We start from the raw sequence: 17674 nt of genomic DNA, 5'->3' as shown, positions 1-17674 counted from the left end.
CAGCCCGGCATTGCCCGGCCGGGTAGGTACGCCGGTGGCGTGTGCGGATCGGCTCGACCGCTTCACGAGCGAGCGTCGACGGTTGGCTCCCGTGCAGCCCCAATGCTAGGGCAACCGCTTTCCTCCTATCAATCGTCGCCGATCACTGAAACTCGGCCGATCCGCCGGAGCCCACGCCGTACTCGGGCCTGCTCGCGCAGCACCACCACCCCACCGGCTTCGACGGTCACCGGACCACCCGCCGGCCGGCCGCTGGCCAGATCATCGCCCCAGGCGTCGACCTCGGCGGCGGTGGACCCGTGGTTGAACAGGAACAACCAGCGCCGGTCACCAGACACCCTGCGTACCGCTTCGACACCGGCCGGTGCCCCGGGCAGCACCGGCGCGACCCGGGCCTCGGCCGCCGCCACTGCCAACAGGCCCCGGTAGGCGTCGTCGTCCAGCCGGGTTGACAGGTACCAGGCGGTGCCGGCACCCACCCGCCGGCGGGTCACCGCTGGCGCACCGGCGAGCGGCCCGTCGCGGTACGCCAGCACCGGATCGGCGCCGTACGTGGCGCACCGCTCCTGCCAGAGCCGACCGGACCGACCACCGGTCAGCGCCACTGTGGCGCCGGGCCCAAGTGGCAGGAACTCCTCCGCGCGGACGCCGAGCAGGTCCCGCAGCGCGCCCGGGTATCCGCCGAGCCGCACCCGGGCGTACTGGTCCGCCACCCCGGACAGGTAGCTGACCACCAGGTGCCCGCCGGCGTGCACCCACCGACCGAGCTCGTCGGCGAACTCATCACTCATCAGGTAGAGGGCGGGCAGCACCAGCATCCGGTAACCGGTCAGGTCCAGCTGCCCCGCCGCCGGGCAGACGAAGTCGGTGAGGATGCCGCAGCGCCACAACGCCCGGTGCGCGGCGGCCACCTCGTCGGCGTACTCGATGTGCCGCGACGGCAGCCCGGGGTGTTGCAGCGCCCAGCCGCTGGCGGCGTCCCAACCGATCGCGACCTGGGCAGGCACCTCCCCCTCGTCGGTCTCCGCCAGTCGCTCCAGTAGCTTGCCGAGGCGCACCGTCGTCTGGAACGTCCGGCTGTCCGCCCCGGCGTGCGGCACCATCGCCGAGTGAAACGCCTCGGCGCCGCCGCGCGACGCCCGCCACTGGAAGAACATCGCCCCTCGGGACCCCCGGGCGATGTGGGCGATGCTGTGCCGCAGCATTCGGTCCGGCTCCTTGGCGTACGCGACGCCCTCGGCGTACCGGTGGATGAGGTTGGGTGCGCTCTCCATCAGCAGCCACGGTCGACGCCCGGACCACGACCGGGCCAGGTCGCCGGCGAGCGCGGTCTGCTCCTCGGCCCGCCGGTCGGTCTCGCCCGGATAGTGGTCGATCGCCACCAGGTCGACCTCGCGCGACCACCGGGCGTGGTCGACCGGCACCCAGTCGCCGAGCACGTAGTTGGTGGTGACCGGCACCTGCGGGGTGATCCGGCGTAGCAGGTCGCGCTGGTCGAGGTACGCGGCGAGCAGCTCGTCGGACCAGAACCGCCGGAAGTCCAGCGCCTGGGTCGGGTTGGACAGGTACTGGGTGGCACGCGGGGTGTCGACCTGGGCCCAGTCGGAGTAGCACTGGCTCCAGAACGCACCGGTCCACGCGTCGTTGAGAGCGGCCAGGTCGCCGTAGCGGTCCCGCAGCCAGCGCCGGAACGCTTCGGCCGTGTGCGGGCAGTGGCAGATGGTGCCGTACTCGTTGTGCACGTGCCACATCGCCAGCGCCGGATGGTCGCGGTAGCGCTCGGCGAGCATCGTCGCGATAGTACGGGCGGCGTCGCGGTACGCCGGGGTGGCCGCGCAGTAGGTGTCCCGGCTGCCGTGGTGCAGCCGCACTCCGTCGGCGGTGACCGGCAACGCGTCGGGGTGGGCCAGGGAGAACCACGGTGGTGGCGAGGCGGTCGGCGTGGCCAGCGCCACCTTGATCCCGCCGCCGTGCAGCAGGTCGAGCAGCCGGTCCAGCCAGTCGGCGGTGTACTGCCCCGGTCGTGGTTCGAGCCGGGACCAGGCGAACACCCCGACGGTCACCAGGTTGACCCTGGCCTGGCGCATCAGGGACACGTCGTCGCGCCAGGTGGACTCCGGCCACTGTTCGGGGTTGTAGTCCCCGCCGTAGCAGAGCCCGTCGAGTCCTGTCGGCCAGCGCATCGGTGGCCCCCTTCGCCGTTGACAGTTTGTTGGGTTAGCAAAGAAACTAATTTAGTCGCCCCCATGCCGGTGGATCCATCAGGGAGCATCGAGCGCCGGACCAGTCGAGGAGACCGCATGCCGTACCGTCCGCCCCTGGTCCCCCACGAGACCTTCGTCGCCGACCCGCCCGACCTTCCGGTCCGCGCGCCGGGCGAGCAGGGCCTGTCCGCGCTGGTGCGCGCCGAGGTGCTCAGCGCCGACACGAGCGGGGTGACCTGCAAGGGCAGCACCGCCGACGGCGACTCGTTGACGGTGTCGGTGAGCGCCGCCGCCGAAGGGGTGATCCGGGTACGGCTCAGCGCCGACCCGCACGCCCGCAGCCGCTCCGCGCGGGCGCTGCCGCTGATCGCCGCGTCGGTGCAACCGGCGAGGATCACCGCCAGCGACGACCTGATCCGCATCGACGCCGGACCAGTGGTGGCCGAGCTCCGCCTCGACCCGTGGCACCTGCGTTTCCTCGACCCCCAGGGCCGGGTGCTGGTGAGCCAGAATCGCGGTGAGCGCGACATCAGCGGCCGGTTGCGGACCCTGCCGTTCGGGCGGTCCCTGGTCGACGGCACGGTCGCCGCGTACCACGAGTGTTTCGACGCCCCCGGCGACGAACGGTTCGTCGGTCTCGGCGAGAAGTTCACCCGGCTGGACAAACGCGGCCAGCGGGCTCTGATGTGGAACTTCGACGCCTTCGGCGCGGAGTCGGACCGCTCGCACAAGAACATCCCGCTCTACCTGTCCGACCGGGGCTACGGCGTGCTGGTCGACAGCGGAATGCCGGTCGAGTTCGACATCTGCGCGTCAACGCACAGCTGCGTACAGATCCTGGTACCGGACGACCTGATCGACTACTACGTCATCGCCGGCCCGACTCCGGCCCAGATCCTGGACCGCTACGACGGGCTGACCAGCCGGCCGGCGTTGCCGCCGAAGTGGGCGTTCGGCACCTGGATCTCGTCCGGCTTCTACGTCGACACCCAGGAGAAGGTCCTCGACCGGGCCCGGCGCATCCGAGCTGACGGCATCCCGTGCGACGTACTGCACCTGGACTGCTACTGGCAGGCCGACGGCGCCTGGTCGGACATGGCCTGGGACGCGGCCAACTTCCCCGATCCGGCCGGCATGCTGGCCACCCTCACCGAGCAGGGCTTCAAGGTCAGCCTCTGGATGAACCCGTACCTCATGACCGGCAGTCCGGTCTTCGCCCAGGCCGACGCCGCCGGCTACTTCCTGCGCCGGGCCGACGGCTCCACCTACATCGCCGACGTCTGGCACGGCTCCTACCCGGTCTGCGGCATCGTCGACTTCACCAACCCGGCGGCCACCGAGTGGTTCACCGGGCTGCTGCGGGATCTGCTGCGTCAGGGTGCGATGGTGTTCAAGACCGACTTCGCCGAGGGGGTGCCGGCCGACGCGGTGGCCCACAACGGGATGACCGGGCTGGAGCTGCACAACGTCTACACGCTGCTGTTCAACGACGCGGTGTCGGCGGTGACCCAGGAGGTCACCGGGCACGGCATGGTCTGGGCCCGTTCGTCGTTCCTCGGTGGGCAGCGGCACTCGGCTCAGTGGAGCGGCGACGTCAACGCCACCTATCCCGGGCTGGCGAGCACGCTGCGCGGCGGTCTGTCGCACGGACTCTCCGGCGTACCGTTCTGGAGTCACGACGCCGGCGGCTTCCACGGCACCCCGACCCCGGACCTGTACGTACGGTGGGCGCAGCTCGGCGCGCTGTCGCCACTGGTGCGGTTCCACGGCACCACCAGCCGGCTGCCCTGGGACTTTCCCGACGACGCCGCCCGAGACGTGGTCGAGGCGATCCGGCTGCGCTACCGGCTGATGCCCTACCTCTACTCGGCGGCGGTGACCGCCGCGAGGACCGGCGCACCGATGATGCGGGCGCTGCTGGTCGACTCGCCGGACGACCCGGCCGCCTGGGGCGCCGAGTTGGAGTACCGGCTCGGCACCGACCTGCTGGTGGCCCCGATGATCAGTCCGGACGGGCAGCGGCAGGTCTACCTGCCGGCCGGCGACTGGGTCGACCACTGGACCGGCGAGGTGCACTGCGGCGGCCGCCACCTGCGGGTACGCACCCCGCTGCACCGGATCCCGCTCTACGTACGCCATGGCGCGCTGATCGCGACCACCGAGGTGGGTGACGTCGTCGGCGACGGCCCGTTCACCGAGGTGACGGTGGTCAGCTGGGGTGGCGTCAGCGCCGAGACGATGGTGAGCGACGTCGACGGGGACACCACGATCCGGGCGGTCCGCGACGGGGACACGTTGCGGGTGTCGGTGGACGGCCCGCTGCGGGTACGCCGGGTCGTGTGCGCTCCGGTGGCCGGCAGCGATCCACCGGCCACTGTGCTGCTCGACGGCGTACGGCTCTGACCAGCGCGGCGCCGGCCCGCCGTGGGCCGGGTCGGCACCGACGCGCGACGGACCGGTCAACCCTTGATCGCGCCGGTGATGACGCCCTTGGTGAAGTGCCGCTGCACGAACGGGAAGATCACCACCGCCGGCAGTACGGTGATCACCACCACCGCCATCTTGACTGCCAGGGTCGGCGGATAGGCGGTGACCCCGGGGATGTTCACCGGCGCGCCGGTGACCGACGGCGACTGCCCGGCCAGGATGTAGCTCTGCAACACCCGTTGGATCGGCCACTTGTCGTTGTCGTCGATGTAGAGCACCGCGTTGAAGTACGCGTTCCAGTAGCCGACCGCGTAGAACAGGCCGACGACGGCGATCACCGCTCTGGACAGCGGCAGCATGATCTGCCACAAGATCCGGAACTCCCCGGCGCCGTCGATGCGGGCCGCGTCGACCAGCTCTCCCGGCACGTTCATGAAGAACGCCCGGATGACCACCAGGTTGAACACGCTGATCGCGGTGGGCAGGATCAGCGCCCACAGGCTGTTCTTCAGGCCCAGCCCGGTCACCACCAGGTAGCTCGGCACCATGCCGGGATAGATCAGGAAGGTGAGCAGGAAGAGAAACAGCAGCGGGCGGTGCGCGAGCGAGTCCTTGCGGGACAGTCCGTACGCCGCCAGTACCGTCAGGACCAGGCTGAACGTCGTGCCGGCCACGGTGACCAGGGTGCTGACCCACACCGCCCGGCTGATCTGACCGCCGGAGAAGATGTTCACATAGGCCGACAGGTCGATCTCCCGGGGAATCACCACCATCCCACCGGTGGCGTTGATGGTCTCCCGCGACGCCAGGCTGGTCACCAGGACCGACCACATCGGGAAGACAACGGCGAGCACCATCGCGGCGAGGACGAGCCCCTTGACCCCCTGGCCGACCGGGCCCGGTGGCTCCTCCCAGACCGGTCGGCCGACGCTGGGGCGCCGCCGTCGGGTCGGCTGGTTCACCGGGTCGAGCCTGGGTCGCCGCCCGGCGGCCAGCGTACGTGCGATGCTCACCTGGAATACACTCCCTGCTCGCCGAGGCGATGGGCGAACTTGTTCGCGGCGATGATCAGCACCAGCCCGATGACGCCCTTGAACAGGCCGGCGGCGGCGCCCATTCCCCACTGCTGCGGGATGATCGCCTGGTAGTAGACGTAGGTGTCGAGCACTTCGGCGGCCTGCCGGCCGACCGCCTCACGTTGCAGGATGAACTGCTCGAAACCGACGGTGAGCGCGTCACCGAGCCGCAGGATCAGCAGCAGAATGATCACCGGGCGCAGCCCGGGCAGGGTGATGTGCCACAGCCGCCGCCAGCGGCCCGCGCCGTCGGCCGCCGCCGCCTCGTACAGGTTCTGGTCGATGGCACTGAGCGCGGCGAGGAAGATGATCGCGCCCCAGCCGACGTCCTTCCACACCGACTCGGCGGTGACCAGCACGATGAAGGTGTCCGGGTTGCCCATGACGTTGAACGGTTCTAGCCCGGCGTCGCGCATCCGCTGGGCGAGCAGCCCGGCCCCACCGAGCATCTGCATGAAGAAGGTGACCACCAGCACCCAGCTGAAGAAGTGCGGCAGGTAGACGATGCTCTGGATGAACCCGCGCACCCGGGTCGACATGATGCTGTGCAGCAGGATCGCCAACAGGATCGGCAGGGGAAAGAAGAAGACCAACTGGAACGCGGTGATCGTCAGCGTGTTCACCACCGCGTCCCAGAAGGCCGGGTCGCCGAAGAGGGTCTCGAAGTTGCCGAACCCGATCCACTCGCTGTAGACGAACGCCTCGAACGCGTTGTCACCGACCCACGGGTTGTAGTCCTGAAAGGCGATGACGTTGCCCAGGGTGGGCAGGTAGTGGAAGACCAGCAGCAGTAGCGCGGCCGGTGCGGCCATCACCAGCAGCGGCCAGTCCCGGCGTAGCCGGGCCCGCAGCGGCACCCTGCCGGGACGCCGCCGGCTCCGGTCGGTTCTGGAGCCGGCGGGTCCAACGGCGGCGCCGCCGGGCCCGGTGGGCCCGGCGGCGCCGGCTGCCACCGGAGCATCGGTGGAAGTCATCGACCGTTGTCTTCGAGCGCCTGGGCGAAGAAGTCACGACCCTCGTCGCCGCCGCTGCTGCGCCATTCGCTGATGATCTGGTCCAGGTCGCTGGTCGGCCGGCGACCGCGCAGCACGTCGCGGATCTTGTCCTCGGTCGGTTGAAGCACCCGGGAGTAGTTGGCCGGGAGCTCCAGCTTGATCCCGGCCCACGGGTTCGGTTCCAGGTACTTCACCGTCTCGTTGGAGTAGCCCAGCAGATCCTCGACGAAGCCGGGGACGTCGGCGGTCTGCACGATGGCCGGGTAGCGGCCGGCGAGGAAGGTGTACTGGTCGGCGATCTCCTGCCGGCCGAGTTCGGTCATCACCGGGCTGCCGTCGTCACCGATCGTGTGGTGTTCACCGGCCACCCCGTACTGCCGCAGGTGGTACTCCTCGGAGCCGAACGGCGCGGCGCACCAGTTCAGCACCCGCAGCAGCTCCTCGGTACGCGCGGCGCTGAGCCCCTTCTTGATGAAGGTGTAGAAGACCGGCTTCTCCTCGCCCCAGGCGATCGGGTCGCCGCCGCCGGTGGCGGAGAAGATCGGCACCGGCTGCATGTCGAAAGTCGGGGTGATCTGCCGCTGTTCGGAGTACATGCCGCGCCAGGCGCCGACGCCGTCCTGGAAGCAGACAAGCCGACCGCTGTTGAACAGTTGCTTGGTATCGGAGCCCTTGCTCTCCACGACGTCCGGGTGCACCAGGCCCTCGGTGAACAGTTTCGTGGTGAACTCCAGGGCCGCGCGGTACTCCTCGGTCTCGTACTTGAACTCCAAGCCACCGCCGTCCCTATGGCGCCAGCCGCCCTGCGAGCCGGGCACGCCGTAGAACATCTGCACCATGTCGAACACCGGGCCGAACGCCCAGACGCCGTTGCCCGGATCGGTCATCGCCTTGCCGAACTCGTACAGCTCGTCGATGTTCTTCGGGGCCTGCACGCCGGCGGCGTCGGTGAGGTCCTTGCGGTAGAACAGGGCGTACGGGAACGGGCCATCGGTCGGCCAGGGCACCGCCGCCAGCCGGCCGCCCCAGACCGCGTACTGCCAGGCACCGGTCGGGAAGCTGGCCAAGTGCGGATAGGCCAACGCGGCGTCGCCGGCCAGGTGGTCGGTCAGGTCCTCGAACAGTGCCGACACAGCGTCGGAGAACCGCGGGATCTTGTCGATCTCCCAGTTCGGCGCGCAGAGCAGGTCCGGCACGTCGCGGGCGCCGAGGATGGCGCTGAGCTTGTCGGCGTAGGTGTTGCCGTCCTGGACGCTGAAGTCGATCGGCACGCCGAGCCGCTCGTTGACCGCCTGCAGGTAGGCGTTGCGGTCCAGGCCGGGCGGGGTCGGCCCCCACCAGGGAGTCATCGCGGTGATCGGCTCGCTGCTGTTGCCCGGCGTCTCGGTGACCGCCTTGACCAGCCGCGCCGGGTACTGGAGGTAGCCGTCGGCGATCGGCCGGACCCCGGCGATGTCCGGGGTGATCAGGTCGACCGGCTGGTACCTGGGCAGCACGGCGCTGACCGCGTCGACGTTGGTCGCCGTGCCCTGGGTGCCGGCCGGCCGGCTGCAGCCGGAAAGAAACCCGCCACCGGCCATCGCGGTGGCGCCCAGGCCGACCAGGCCAAGGAATCGACGTCGATTGGTGGCCGCGCCCGCGAGGGATCGATCCACGGCGCGCTCCCTTCGGTATCGGCAGGCAGGCGTCCCGGTGAGGTGCGGGACGAACCAGCCCGGAATGGGGATGTGTGGGGTGCGGTTCGCACGCTAGAGTTAGTTCGTCTGGTGACTAAACAAAGTAGCCGACGGTGACAGGCGCCACAAGGGAGGCCTACGTGACGGGAACCATCAGCTGCCGCCGACCCTGCGGCAGAGCCCTCCCGATACGCTCCCAGCCGCCCGTGGGCGGGCCCGTCCGGCTGGCACCCGGGGCGTAACGTGATCACCATGCAGAGCGGCCCGCAGCCGGCGGACCTCACCGATGTACGCGCCACCAACCTCGCCGTCGTGTTGCGCTACGTCCGGGTCCACGCGCCCTGCTCCCGGGCGGACATCGCGGCCGCCACCGGGCTCAACAAGGCCACCGTGTCCAGCCTGGTCGCCGACCTGATCGACCGGCGGCTGATCCGCGAGACCGGACTCACCGAACACCGCATCGGCCGGCCCGCCGCCATGCTGGTGATCGACGGCGACGCCTACGCCGCGATCGGCATCGAGATCAGCGCCGACCATCTCACCGCGGTGGCCCTCGACCTCGCCGGCGGCGAGGTGCTCTCCTGGCAGCGCGCCTTCACCGGCCTGGCCGCCACCCCGGGCAGGGCCGCCAGCACGGTGGCCGCGCTGGCCAGCCGGGCCGCCGCCCGGGTCGTGCGCCAGGGCCGACAGGTGCTCGGGCTGACCGTCGGCGTGCCCGGCCTGGTCGACCACGACGGTCGGGTCTGCCGCTGTCCCGAACTCGGCTGGAGCGACGTCGACCTGCGCGCCGACCTGCAGCGGGCACTGCGCAACCCGGACTACGAGGTCGTGGTGGACAACGACGCCCAGCTGGCCGCGCTGGCCGAACAGCGGCACGGCCAGCACGCCGGCACGGCCAATCTGGTGCACCTCACCGGCGGCGCGGGCATCGGTGCCGGCCTGGTCGTCGACGGTCGACTGTTGCACGGTGCCCGCGGCTTCACCGGCGAGATCGGCCACCTCCAGCTCGATCCGGCCGGCCCGCCGTGTAGGTGCGGCGCCAACGGCTGCCTGGAGGCACTCGCCGGCATCCCTGCCCTGGTCCGCCGGGTGCTGCCGGACGCCGAGGCCGACGGCCCGGTCACCGACTTCGCTCCGGAGATCGACCGGGTGCGGGCGGCCGCCCGCGCCGAGGATCCGGCCACGTTGACCGCGCTGGCGGAGATCGGCCGGCATCTCGGCACCGGGGTGTCGATCCTGGCCAATCTGGTCAACCCGGAAGTGGTGCTGCTCGGCGGCTACTTCGTACCACTCGTGCCGTGGCTGCTGCCGGCCGCGCAGGCCCAGCTCGCCGCCCGTACGATGGCGCCGCAGGCCGGTGGCACCCAGCTGGCGGCGTCCACGCTGGCCGGCGGCGCGGCGGCGATCGGCGGCGCGGCCCGGGCCATCGCCGCGATCGACGACGGCCGGATGCCCACCCCGACGGCCAAAACCACCAGCTGATCCCCACCGGTGACGTCGGCCCTGCGTACTGCTCGACGGCACGGTGTCCGAAGCCGGCCGGGCCCTGGCCTCGGCCGTGTTCGAGCTGGCTCAACAGCGGTACCTCGACATCCACGCCGACCGGCCGGGCCTTCACCCCGACGTCCGGGGAGCTGGCGGCACTGCGCGACCCACTCCTCTGGTGGGAAGCCGTCGGCGATCTCCGGTCGCTGGACTTCAGCGACTGGGGTGGCCGGCAGGCGGCGGGGACAGTGCAGCAGGCGGCGGGGACGATGACGGCGGCTGACTGACGTCAATTCGTCGCGGTGGGGCCTTGACCGCTCGTACTGACGGATGTCAACCTCGAAGGGCTCCGCGGTTAACACGTGTGAAACCGTGTCAACGGTGGAGCATTTTTCAGCCGGTCGTCGAAGCGCTTCGAGCCAACGCTTCCCGGGCAGGCGACCTGTCTCCACTTCGCGCCCCCGCGTGCCCGCGGCACGGGTGACCTGAGCGACTCACCAGCCGCCAGGGTCTCTCCCGAAACGGGCGCCCATTGCCGACCCCGGAAGGCGATCCACATGAGCGACAGCCCGTTCCGCGACCCCGAACAGCCCCTCCGCGCCCGGGTCACCGACCTGCTCGACCGGCTGACCCTGGACGAGAAGATCGGCCTGCTGCACCAGCACCAGCCGCCGGTGCCCCGGCTCGGGCTGCCCGGCTTCCGCACCGGCACCGAGGCCCTGCACGGCGTGGCCTGGCTCGGGCCGGCAACCGTCTTCCCCCAGGCGATCGGACTCGGCTCCACCTGGGATCCGGACCTGCTGAGGAAGATCGGCGAGGCGGTCGGTGACGAGGTACGCGCCCTGCACCACAAGGACCCCGGCGGTGCCGGGTTGAACGTGTGGGCTCCCGTGGTCAACCCGCTGCGTGATCCGCGCTGGGGTCGCAACGAGGAGGGGTACGCCGAGGACCCGTGGCTGACCGGCGAACTGGCCACCGCGTACGCGCTCGGGTTGCGCGGCGACCACCCACGCTACCTGCGGACCGCGCCCACCCTGAAACACTTCCTCGGCTACAACAACGAGACCGACCGGGCCACCACCAGCAGCAACCTGCCGCCCCGGGTGTTGCACGAGTACGAACTGCCCGCCTTCCGGGCACCGATCGCCGCCGGCGCGGCGGTCGGCGTGATGGCCTCGTACAACCTGGTCAACGGACGTCCGGCGCATCTCAGCCCACTCATCAACGACGAGCTGCGCCGGTGGAGCGCCGACGACGTCCTGGTCGTCGGCGACGCGGGTGCGGCCACCAACATCGCCGGCACCCAGGGCTACCACCCGGACCACGTCACCGGCTACGCGGCGGCGCTGCGGGCCGGGATCGACAGCTTCACCGAGGACGACGCCGACTCGGCCCCGACGATCGGACGGATCAGCGCCGCGCTGGCCCAAGGGCTACTCACCGAGGCAGACATCGACGACGCGGTCCGGCGCATCCTCGCCGTGCGGATCCGGCTCGGCGACCTGGACCCGGTCGAGGCCAACCCGTACGCGGCGACGGGCACCGCCGTCGTCAACTGCCCGGCGCACCAGGAGTTCGCCCGGGCAGCGGTCCGTGAATCGGTGGTGCTGCTGCGCAACGAGCCGACGCAGGCCGGTGGGACGCCGTTGCTGCCACTGGACCCGGCCGGCATCCGGCGGATCGCGGTGGTCGGCCCGCTGGCCGACACCGCCCACACCGACTGGTACTCCGGCACCCTGCCGTACGCGGTCACCCCGCGCGCCGGACTCGCCACCCGGCTGGCCGGGACGACCGTCACCCACCACGAGGGCGTCGACCGGGTCGCGCTGCGGGTCGGCGCCGGCACCACCTACCTGCGGGCCAGCGACGCGCCGGCGGGCGGCCCGCTGCTGGCCACCGCCCCGGAGGCGGTCCCGGACAGCTGGTTCGACGTCTTCAGCTGGGGCGACGGTGTGGTCGCACTGCGCAGTGTGGCCAACGGCCGCTACCTGGCTGCCGGCGACGACGGCGTGCTGATCAACGACCGTACCGGGCCCGGCGGCTGGGTGGTCAACGAGACGTTCCGGTTGGTACGCGCCGGCAGTGGCCGGCAGGCGCTGCACCACCTAGCCCGGGACCGGTACGTCGTGATCGACCCCGACGGGTCGTTGCGCGCCGCCGCCACCAGCGTCGACGCGGCCACATCCTTCACCGTCGAACCGGTCAGCGACGGCGCCCGGGAAGCGGCTGCGCTGGCCCGCGACGCCGACGTGGCGGTGGTGGTGCTCGGCAACCACCCGATGGTCTGCGGTCGGGAGACCCAGGACCGCACCGACCTGACGCTGCCCGAAGCGCAGGACAAGCTGCTGCGGGCGGTGTACGCGGCGAACCCGCGTACCGTGCTGGTGCTGACGAGCAGCTACCCGTACGCGGTGGACTGGGCCGACCGGCACGTGCCGGCGATCGTCTGGTCGTCGCACGGTGGCCAGGAGCATGGCACCGGGCTGGCAGAGGTGCTCTGCGGCGACGCCGATCCGGGTGGGCGGTTGACCCAGACCTGGTACCGCAGCGCGGCGGACCTGCCCGACCTGCTCGACTACGACATCATCGCCTCGGACGCCACGTACCTCTACTATCGCGGTGACCCTCTGTATCCGTTCGGCCACGGACTGAGCTTCAGTACCTTCGAGTATCGTGACCTGGTGCTCTCTGCCGACGAGGTGGCGGCCGACGGGGAGGTCGAGGTGAGCGTCACGGTACGCAACACGGGTGCCCGCCACGGAACCGAGGTGGTGCAGCTCTACACCCGGCAACGGCACTCCCGGGCGAAGCAACCGCTACGCCAGCTCCGCGGCTTCGGCAAGATCAGGTTGGCGCCGGCGGCGGAGACGACCCTCCGGCTGCGGCTGGCCGCAGCCGACCTGGCGACCTGGGACGTCACCCAGAACCGGCTGGTGGTGGAGGATGCCCGGCACACCGTGGCCGTCGGCCGATCCAGCGCCGATCTGCTGGCGACCACGACCCTGGTGGTACGCGGTGAGCAGATCGGCCCACGCGACCCGATGGCCGGTCCGCTGTGGGCGGCGGACAACGACGACTACGCCGGCATGGTCCCGACCGACCACGCGGGCGGGCGGGCCACGGTCGTCGCGGCCGAGGACGGTGGCTGGCTCGCGTTCGCCGGCGTCGACTTCGGCTGCGGGCCGACGGCGGTCACCGCCCGGGTCGCTCATCACGCCGCTGACCCGCAGTCCGGCGGGTCGACGGTGACCCTGCGGCTGGACGATCCGCTGATCGGGCCGGTGGCCGGTACGCTGCCGGTACCCGCGACGGGGGGCCGGGACAACTGGGCCGAGGTACGGACGGAATTGCATGGTCTGTCCGGAATACGAGACCTGTATCTGCTGTTCAGCACCGCAGGCGCTACGGTGAGCTACCTGAGTTTCGCTGGTGCCGTCGGAAGTGGCCCGGGTGAGGACAAGGATGGAGGAGCCTAGTGTCCACTCCGTCAGGGTTGACCAACGGCGATCCGACACCCGCCGCCGGCAAGCGCGCCGACATGGTGACGATCGCCGACGTGGCCCGGCACGCCGGCGTCGCGGTCAGCACAGTGTCCTACGTACTCAGTGGCAAGCGGGCGATCTCGACGACCACCCGGGAACGGGTGCTGGCCAGCATCCAGGTGCTCGGCTACCACCCGCACGCCGGCGCCCGCGCGCTGGCCAGCCGGCGGGCGAACGTGATCGCCCTGGTCCTGCCGCTGCGTTCCGGGATGCACCTGCCGGTGCTGATGCAGTTCGCCACCAGTGTGGTGACCACCGCCCGGCAGTTCGACCACGACGTCCTGCTGGTCACCGCGGACGAAGGACCGTCCGGGCTACGCCGGATCGCAGCAAGCGCCATGGTCGACGGCATCGTGGTGATGGATGTCGAGATGCGCGACTCCCGAGTGCCGATGCTACGCGAGCTCGAACGCCCCAGCGTGCTGATCGGCTTCCCTGCCGACGCAGACGGGCTGACCTGCGTGGACCTGGACTTCTACCGTGCCGGGACGGCATGCGTGGAGCACCTGGTCACACTCGGGCACCGTCAGATCGCCCTGCTCGGCGCGCCGGCGGTGGTCTACGAACGGGAGACCGGCTTCGCCCACCGGACCCGGGCCGGATGCACCGAGGCAGCGGCCCGACACGACGTTCTCGCCGTCACCCAACCCTGCGAGGAGAGCTACGACGCGGTGCGCAGCGAGTTGGCCGGGTTGCTGCACCGCCATCCCGGGCTGACCGGGCTGGTGGTCCACAACGAGGCCGCCGTCGGTCATGTGATGGCCGCGTTGCCGACGTTCGGCCGGCGGGTACCCGATGACATCTCGGTGGTGGCGATCTGCCCGGACGAGGTGGCCGAGCGCTCCGGCCCGACGTTGACCTCGGTGCTGATCCCAGCGGAGGAGGTCGGCCGCCAGGCGGTGAGCCTGCTGATGCGCAAGGTCGCCGGGGAGACCGTCCCCGGTGCCACTCTGCTCGACCCGAGGCTGACCGTACGGGCCAGTACGGCGCCGGCGAGCGTCCCGCCGGCCAGCATCGCCACCGGGCCGCGCCCGGGCCGCCCAATGTCGCGGGCCGCCAGCGCCGGTGGCGGCCGACCCGCACCGACTGACCCACGAGAAGTGCTTGCCTGCCGTACCGATTCTTGATCGACTCGGCAGATGGCAGCACGTGCGCAGGGATCGGACCAGACGCCGGCCGGGCACCCGGCCGGATCGGACCAGACGCCGGGCGGCACCCACCTGTCGGCGGACGAGTTCCGCCGGGCCGGACACGCGGTCGTCGACTGGATCGCCGACTACTGGCAGTCGCTGGAGAAGCACCCGGTGCAGACGGCGACGCCGCCTGGCACGGTCACCCGAGCGCTGCCGGCGGCGCCGCCGGAGCAGGGCGAGTCATTCGACGTGATCCTCGCCGACCTGGACCGGGTGGTGGTCCCCGGCCTGACTCACTGGCAGCATCCCGGCTTCTTCGGCTACTTCCCGGCCAACACGTCGGCGCCGAGTGTGCTGGGCGACCTGGTCAGCGCCGGGCTCGGAGTCCAGGGCATGCTGTGGACCACCAGCCCGGCGTGCACCGAGGTGGAGACCGTGATGCTGGACTGGCTGGCCCAACTGCTGGACCTGCCGGACCAGTTCCGTTCCCACCGTGCCGGCGGCGGCGTCATCCAGGACTCGGCGTCGTCGGCGACGCTGGTGGCCACCCTGGTCGCGGTGCACCGGGCGAGCGGCGGCACCTGGCGGGACTCCGGCACCACCACCGCCGGATACACCGTCTACACCTCGACGCAGGGGCACTCGTCGATCGAGAAGGCGGCCCGGATCGCGGGTATCGGCGAGCGGGGCGTACAACTGGTCGAAGTCGATCCGCGGACGCTGGCGATGTGCCCGGACGCGCTGCGTGCCGCACTGGACGCGGACCTGGCGGCCGGCCGCCGCCCGGCGATCGTGGTGGCCACCATCGGCACCACCTCCACCACCGCTATCGACCCGGTCGAGGCGATCGGCGAGATCTGTGCCGAGTACGGGGTGTGGCTGCACGTGGACGCCGCCTATGCCGGTGCGGCTGCGGTCTGTCCGGAGTTGCGCTGGACGCACGCCGGGCTTGATCGGGCGGACTCGTACTGCTTCGATCCGCACAAGTGGCTGCTCACCGGCTTCGACTGTGACGCGTTCTGGGTGGCCGACCGGGCAGAGTTGGTCGAGGCGTTGACGGTGATGCCGGAGTATCTGCGCAACGCCGTCACCGACTCGGGCGCGGTGATCGACTACCGGGACTGGCAGGTGCCGTTAGGTCGGCGGTTCCGCGCGTTGAAGTTGTGGTTCGTGCTGCGCAGCTACGGCGTGCAGGGCCTGCGGACGCACGTCCGTAGCGGGGTGGCGCACGCGGCCTGGTTCGCCGGGCAGGTACGCGCCGACGACCGGTTCGAGGTGGTGATGCCGGGACCGTTCTCATTGGTCTGCTTCCGGTTGCGCGATCAGCCGGGCCAGGTCGATACGGCGCGGGGCCAGGAGCTGATGGATCAGGTCAACGAGGCGCTGCTGGACCGGATCAACGCGAGCGGCCAGGTGTTCCTGACCCACACCCGCGTCGCCGGTCGGTTCACCCTGCGACTGGCGGTGGGCGCGCCGCGTACCGAACGGCGCCACGTCGCGGCGGCTTGGGACCTGATCACCGAGGCGGCCACCGACCTGCTCAGCCCCTGAGTCACCGACGATCTTGCGGTTGTCGAGAGCTCCTACCCCTTTTGTGCATCGATAAGCGCAAGATCGTCGTGATCATGAGGGGTGGGGGTGGGCTCGGATCGGGTGGTACGCCGCAGCACCCGTAGCGCCAGCCAGAAGGCGACCGCCCAGGCAGCGACCACCGCCAGGTAGACGGCGTAGCGGACGCCGTCGGACACCTCGAAGACCCGCAGCAGGGTACGGGAGTTGGTCAGCACGATGAGCCCGCCGACGGCGGCACCGAGCAGCTGCGCTGGCACGATCCGCACCAGGTAGGCGGCGATCGGCGCGGCGATCAGGCCGCCGACGAGCAGCGCTCCGACGATCGGGAAGATGAAGCCCTGCGAGCCGAGGCCGATCAGGAACCCGATGCTGGCCGCCACGGCTATCAGGAACTCCGAGGTGTCGACCGAACCGATCACCTTGCGGGGCGCCATCCGCCCGGACACCAGCAGCGCCGGGGTGGCGACCGGGCCCCAGCCTCCGCCACCGGTGGCGTCGATGAACCCGGCGGTCAACCCGAGCGGGGCGAGGAACCGGGTACGCAGCGGCCGGCCGCCGGGCCGGGCCGCGACCGGTCGGGCGAAGCGGATCAGCAGGTAGGTGCCGAGCGCGAGCAGGATGCCGGCCATCCACGGAGCGGCGGTCTCGGTGGAGATCGAACTCAGCACGGTGGCCCCGGCGAACGCGCCCACCGCGCCCGGTACGGCGATGCGCGCCACCACCCGCCAGTCGACGTTGCCGAATCGCCAGTGCGCCGTACCGGAGGCGAGGGTGGTGCCGATCTCAGCCAGGTGCACCGAGGCACTGGCCGAGGCCGGCGCCACCCCGGCGACCAACAGCAGGGTGGTCGAGGTGACACCGTAGGCCATCCCCAACGCGCCGTCGACCAACTGCGCGACCAGTCCCACCAACGCGAGGATCAGTAGCCTACGCACACTCCACCTACTTCTACGATCAAACCTACAGACTTAGTAGAGTATTGTGCGGCGACGGCCTGATGTCAACAGTCGGTCGCGGGCCGGCACGACGCGTACCGACCATCCGTCGGCACGCCGGCGACGCGGTGGAACGGATCAGCTCCAGGCGCGAGGATCCGCGGTCAGGTCACGCACCCGGTCCGGGAGTTTCCCGGTGGCGACATCGGCGACCGAGACCGACTCGAGGATCTCCCGCTCACTGGCCCGGAGCGCGATCCAGACCTCCTGCAGCGCCGCGGCGGGTCCCTGATAGCCGAGGTCCTCCGGCCGATGCCCGCGCACGTTCGCCAACGGACCGTCGATCACCCGGATGATCTCCGCGAGGTTGATCTCCTCGGCGGGGCGGGCGAGCCAGTAGCCGCCGTCGGGCCCACGCTGCGACTGCACCACGCCAGCCCGGCGCAACTGCAGCAGGATGCTCTCCAGGAACTTGGGCGGAATGCCCTGGGACCGGGCGACCTGTTCGGCGGTGAGCACCGCCCTCGGCGGCGAGGTCGCCGCCAGCGCCAGCTCGGCGACGGCACGAAGCGCATAGTCGACCCGAGCGGAAAGGCGCATACCTGTGAGGTTACGGCACGGTTTCCAGT

Annotated in this window: 11 protein-coding genes; 5 read left to right on the top strand and 6 right to left on the bottom strand. The window is 70.9% G+C overall.

Annotated features, from left to right (window positions below):
• Window positions 1-128: 128 nt before the first annotated feature.
• The gene (locus tag ACFHVL_RS19815) at window positions 129-2183 is read right to left on the bottom strand and encodes a beta-galactosidase (protein ID WP_416629693.1); all 2055 of its coding nucleotides are present in this window, start codon (window positions 2181-2183) and stop codon (window positions 129-131) included.
• Window positions 2184-2300: 117 nt separating this feature from the next.
• Between ACFHVL_RS19815 and ACFHVL_RS19810 the strand changes: the two genes are divergently transcribed.
• Window positions 2301-4607, top strand: coding sequence for a TIM-barrel domain-containing protein (locus ACFHVL_RS19810; protein WP_416629692.1), 2307 nt, complete (start codon window positions 2301-2303; stop codon window positions 4605-4607).
• A 56-nt stretch (window positions 4608-4663) separates the two neighbouring features.
• Here ACFHVL_RS19810 and ACFHVL_RS19805 read toward each other — a convergent pair whose 3' ends face one another.
• Genes ACFHVL_RS19805 through ACFHVL_RS19795 form a run of 3 tightly spaced genes read right to left on the bottom strand, consistent with a single transcriptional unit; the run spans window position 4664 to window position 8357 of the window.
• The gene (locus ACFHVL_RS19805) at window positions 4664-5644 is read right to left on the bottom strand and encodes a carbohydrate ABC transporter permease (protein WP_416629691.1); all 981 of its coding nucleotides are present in this window, start codon (window positions 5642-5644) and stop codon (window positions 4664-4666) included.
• Window positions 5641-6681 carry an ABC transporter permease gene (locus tag ACFHVL_RS19800; protein ID WP_416629690.1) on the bottom strand — a complete coding sequence of 347 codons (1041 nt, stop codon included), beginning with the start codon at window positions 6679-6681 and terminating at the stop codon, window positions 5641-5643. The genes ACFHVL_RS19805 and ACFHVL_RS19800 overlap by 4 nt, the downstream gene beginning before the upstream one ends.
• The gene (locus tag ACFHVL_RS19795; RefSeq protein WP_416629689.1) at window positions 6678-8357 is read right to left on the bottom strand and encodes an extracellular solute-binding protein; all 1680 of its coding nucleotides are present in this window, start codon (window positions 8355-8357) and stop codon (window positions 6678-6680) included. Before ACFHVL_RS19795 ends, ACFHVL_RS19800 begins: the two co-directional genes overlap by 4 nt.
• A 273-nt stretch (window positions 8358-8630) precedes the next feature.
• Between ACFHVL_RS19795 and ACFHVL_RS19790 the strand changes: the two genes are divergently transcribed.
• From ACFHVL_RS19790 to ACFHVL_RS19775, 4 genes are all read left to right on the top strand, one after another.
• Complete coding sequence (locus ACFHVL_RS19790; RefSeq protein WP_416629688.1) at window positions 8631-9860, top strand: ROK family transcriptional regulator; 1230 nt, start codon at window positions 8631-8633, stop codon at window positions 9858-9860.
• Window positions 9861-10420: 560 nt separating this feature from the next.
• On the top strand, window positions 10421-13339 hold the full coding sequence (locus ACFHVL_RS19785; protein WP_416629687.1) for a glycoside hydrolase family 3 C-terminal domain-containing protein: 2919 nt from the start codon (window positions 10421-10423) through the stop codon (window positions 13337-13339).
• A 62-nt stretch (window positions 13340-13401) separates the two neighbouring features.
• Window positions 13402-14532, top strand: a complete 1131-nt coding sequence (locus ACFHVL_RS19780; protein WP_416629751.1) for a substrate-binding domain-containing protein — start codon at window positions 13402-13404, stop codon at window positions 14530-14532.
• Between the two features lie 12 nt (window positions 14533-14544).
• The gene (locus ACFHVL_RS19775) at window positions 14545-16089 is read left to right on the top strand and encodes a pyridoxal-dependent decarboxylase (protein WP_416629686.1); all 1545 of its coding nucleotides are present in this window, start codon (window positions 14545-14547) and stop codon (window positions 16087-16089) included.
• Window positions 16090-16121: 32 nt separating this feature from the next.
• Here ACFHVL_RS19775 and ACFHVL_RS19770 read toward each other — a convergent pair whose 3' ends face one another.
• Window positions 16122-17045, bottom strand: a complete 924-nt coding sequence (locus ACFHVL_RS19770; RefSeq protein ID WP_416629684.1) for a sulfite exporter TauE/SafE family protein — start codon at window positions 17043-17045, stop codon at window positions 16122-16124.
• Window positions 17046-17183: 138 nt separating this feature from the next.
• Window positions 17184-17645, bottom strand: coding sequence for an RrF2 family transcriptional regulator (locus ACFHVL_RS19765; protein ID WP_416629683.1), 462 nt, complete (start codon window positions 17643-17645; stop codon window positions 17184-17186).
• Window positions 17646-17674 lie beyond the last annotated feature (29 nt).

The organism is Micromonospora sp. LOL_023, from assembly GCF_048060115.1.
Taxonomy (GTDB): Bacteria; Actinomycetota; Actinomycetes; order Mycobacteriales; family Micromonosporaceae; genus Micromonospora_E.
This window is presented reverse-complemented; position numbering and strand designations above follow the sequence as displayed.

Coding starts and splice junctions, on each gene's coding strand:
- ACFHVL_RS19780 (WP_416629751.1), top strand. CDS start 13,402: ATGGTGACGATCGCCGACGTGGCCCGGCACGCCGGCGTCGCGGTCAGC.
- ACFHVL_RS19810 (WP_416629692.1), top strand. CDS start 2,301: ATGCCGTACCGTCCGCCCCTGGTCCCCCACGAGACCTTCGTCGCCGAC.
- ACFHVL_RS19790 (WP_416629688.1), top strand. CDS start 8,631: ATGCAGAGCGGCCCGCAGCCGGCGGACCTCACCGATGTACGCGCCACC.
- ACFHVL_RS19775 (WP_416629686.1), top strand. CDS start 14,545: ATGGCAGCACGTGCGCAGGGATCGGACCAGACGCCGGCCGGGCACCCG.
- ACFHVL_RS19785 (WP_416629687.1), top strand. CDS start 10,421: ATGAGCGACAGCCCGTTCCGCGACCCCGAACAGCCCCTCCGCGCCCGG.
- ACFHVL_RS19815 (WP_416629693.1), bottom strand. CDS start 2,183: ATGCGCTGGCCGACAGGACTCGACGGGCTCTGCTACGGCGGGGACTAC.
- ACFHVL_RS19765 (WP_416629683.1), bottom strand. CDS start 17,645: ATGCGCCTTTCCGCTCGGGTCGACTATGCGCTTCGTGCCGTCGCCGAG.
- ACFHVL_RS19800 (WP_416629690.1), bottom strand. CDS start 6,681: ATGACTTCCACCGATGCTCCGGTGGCAGCCGGCGCCGCCGGGCCCACC.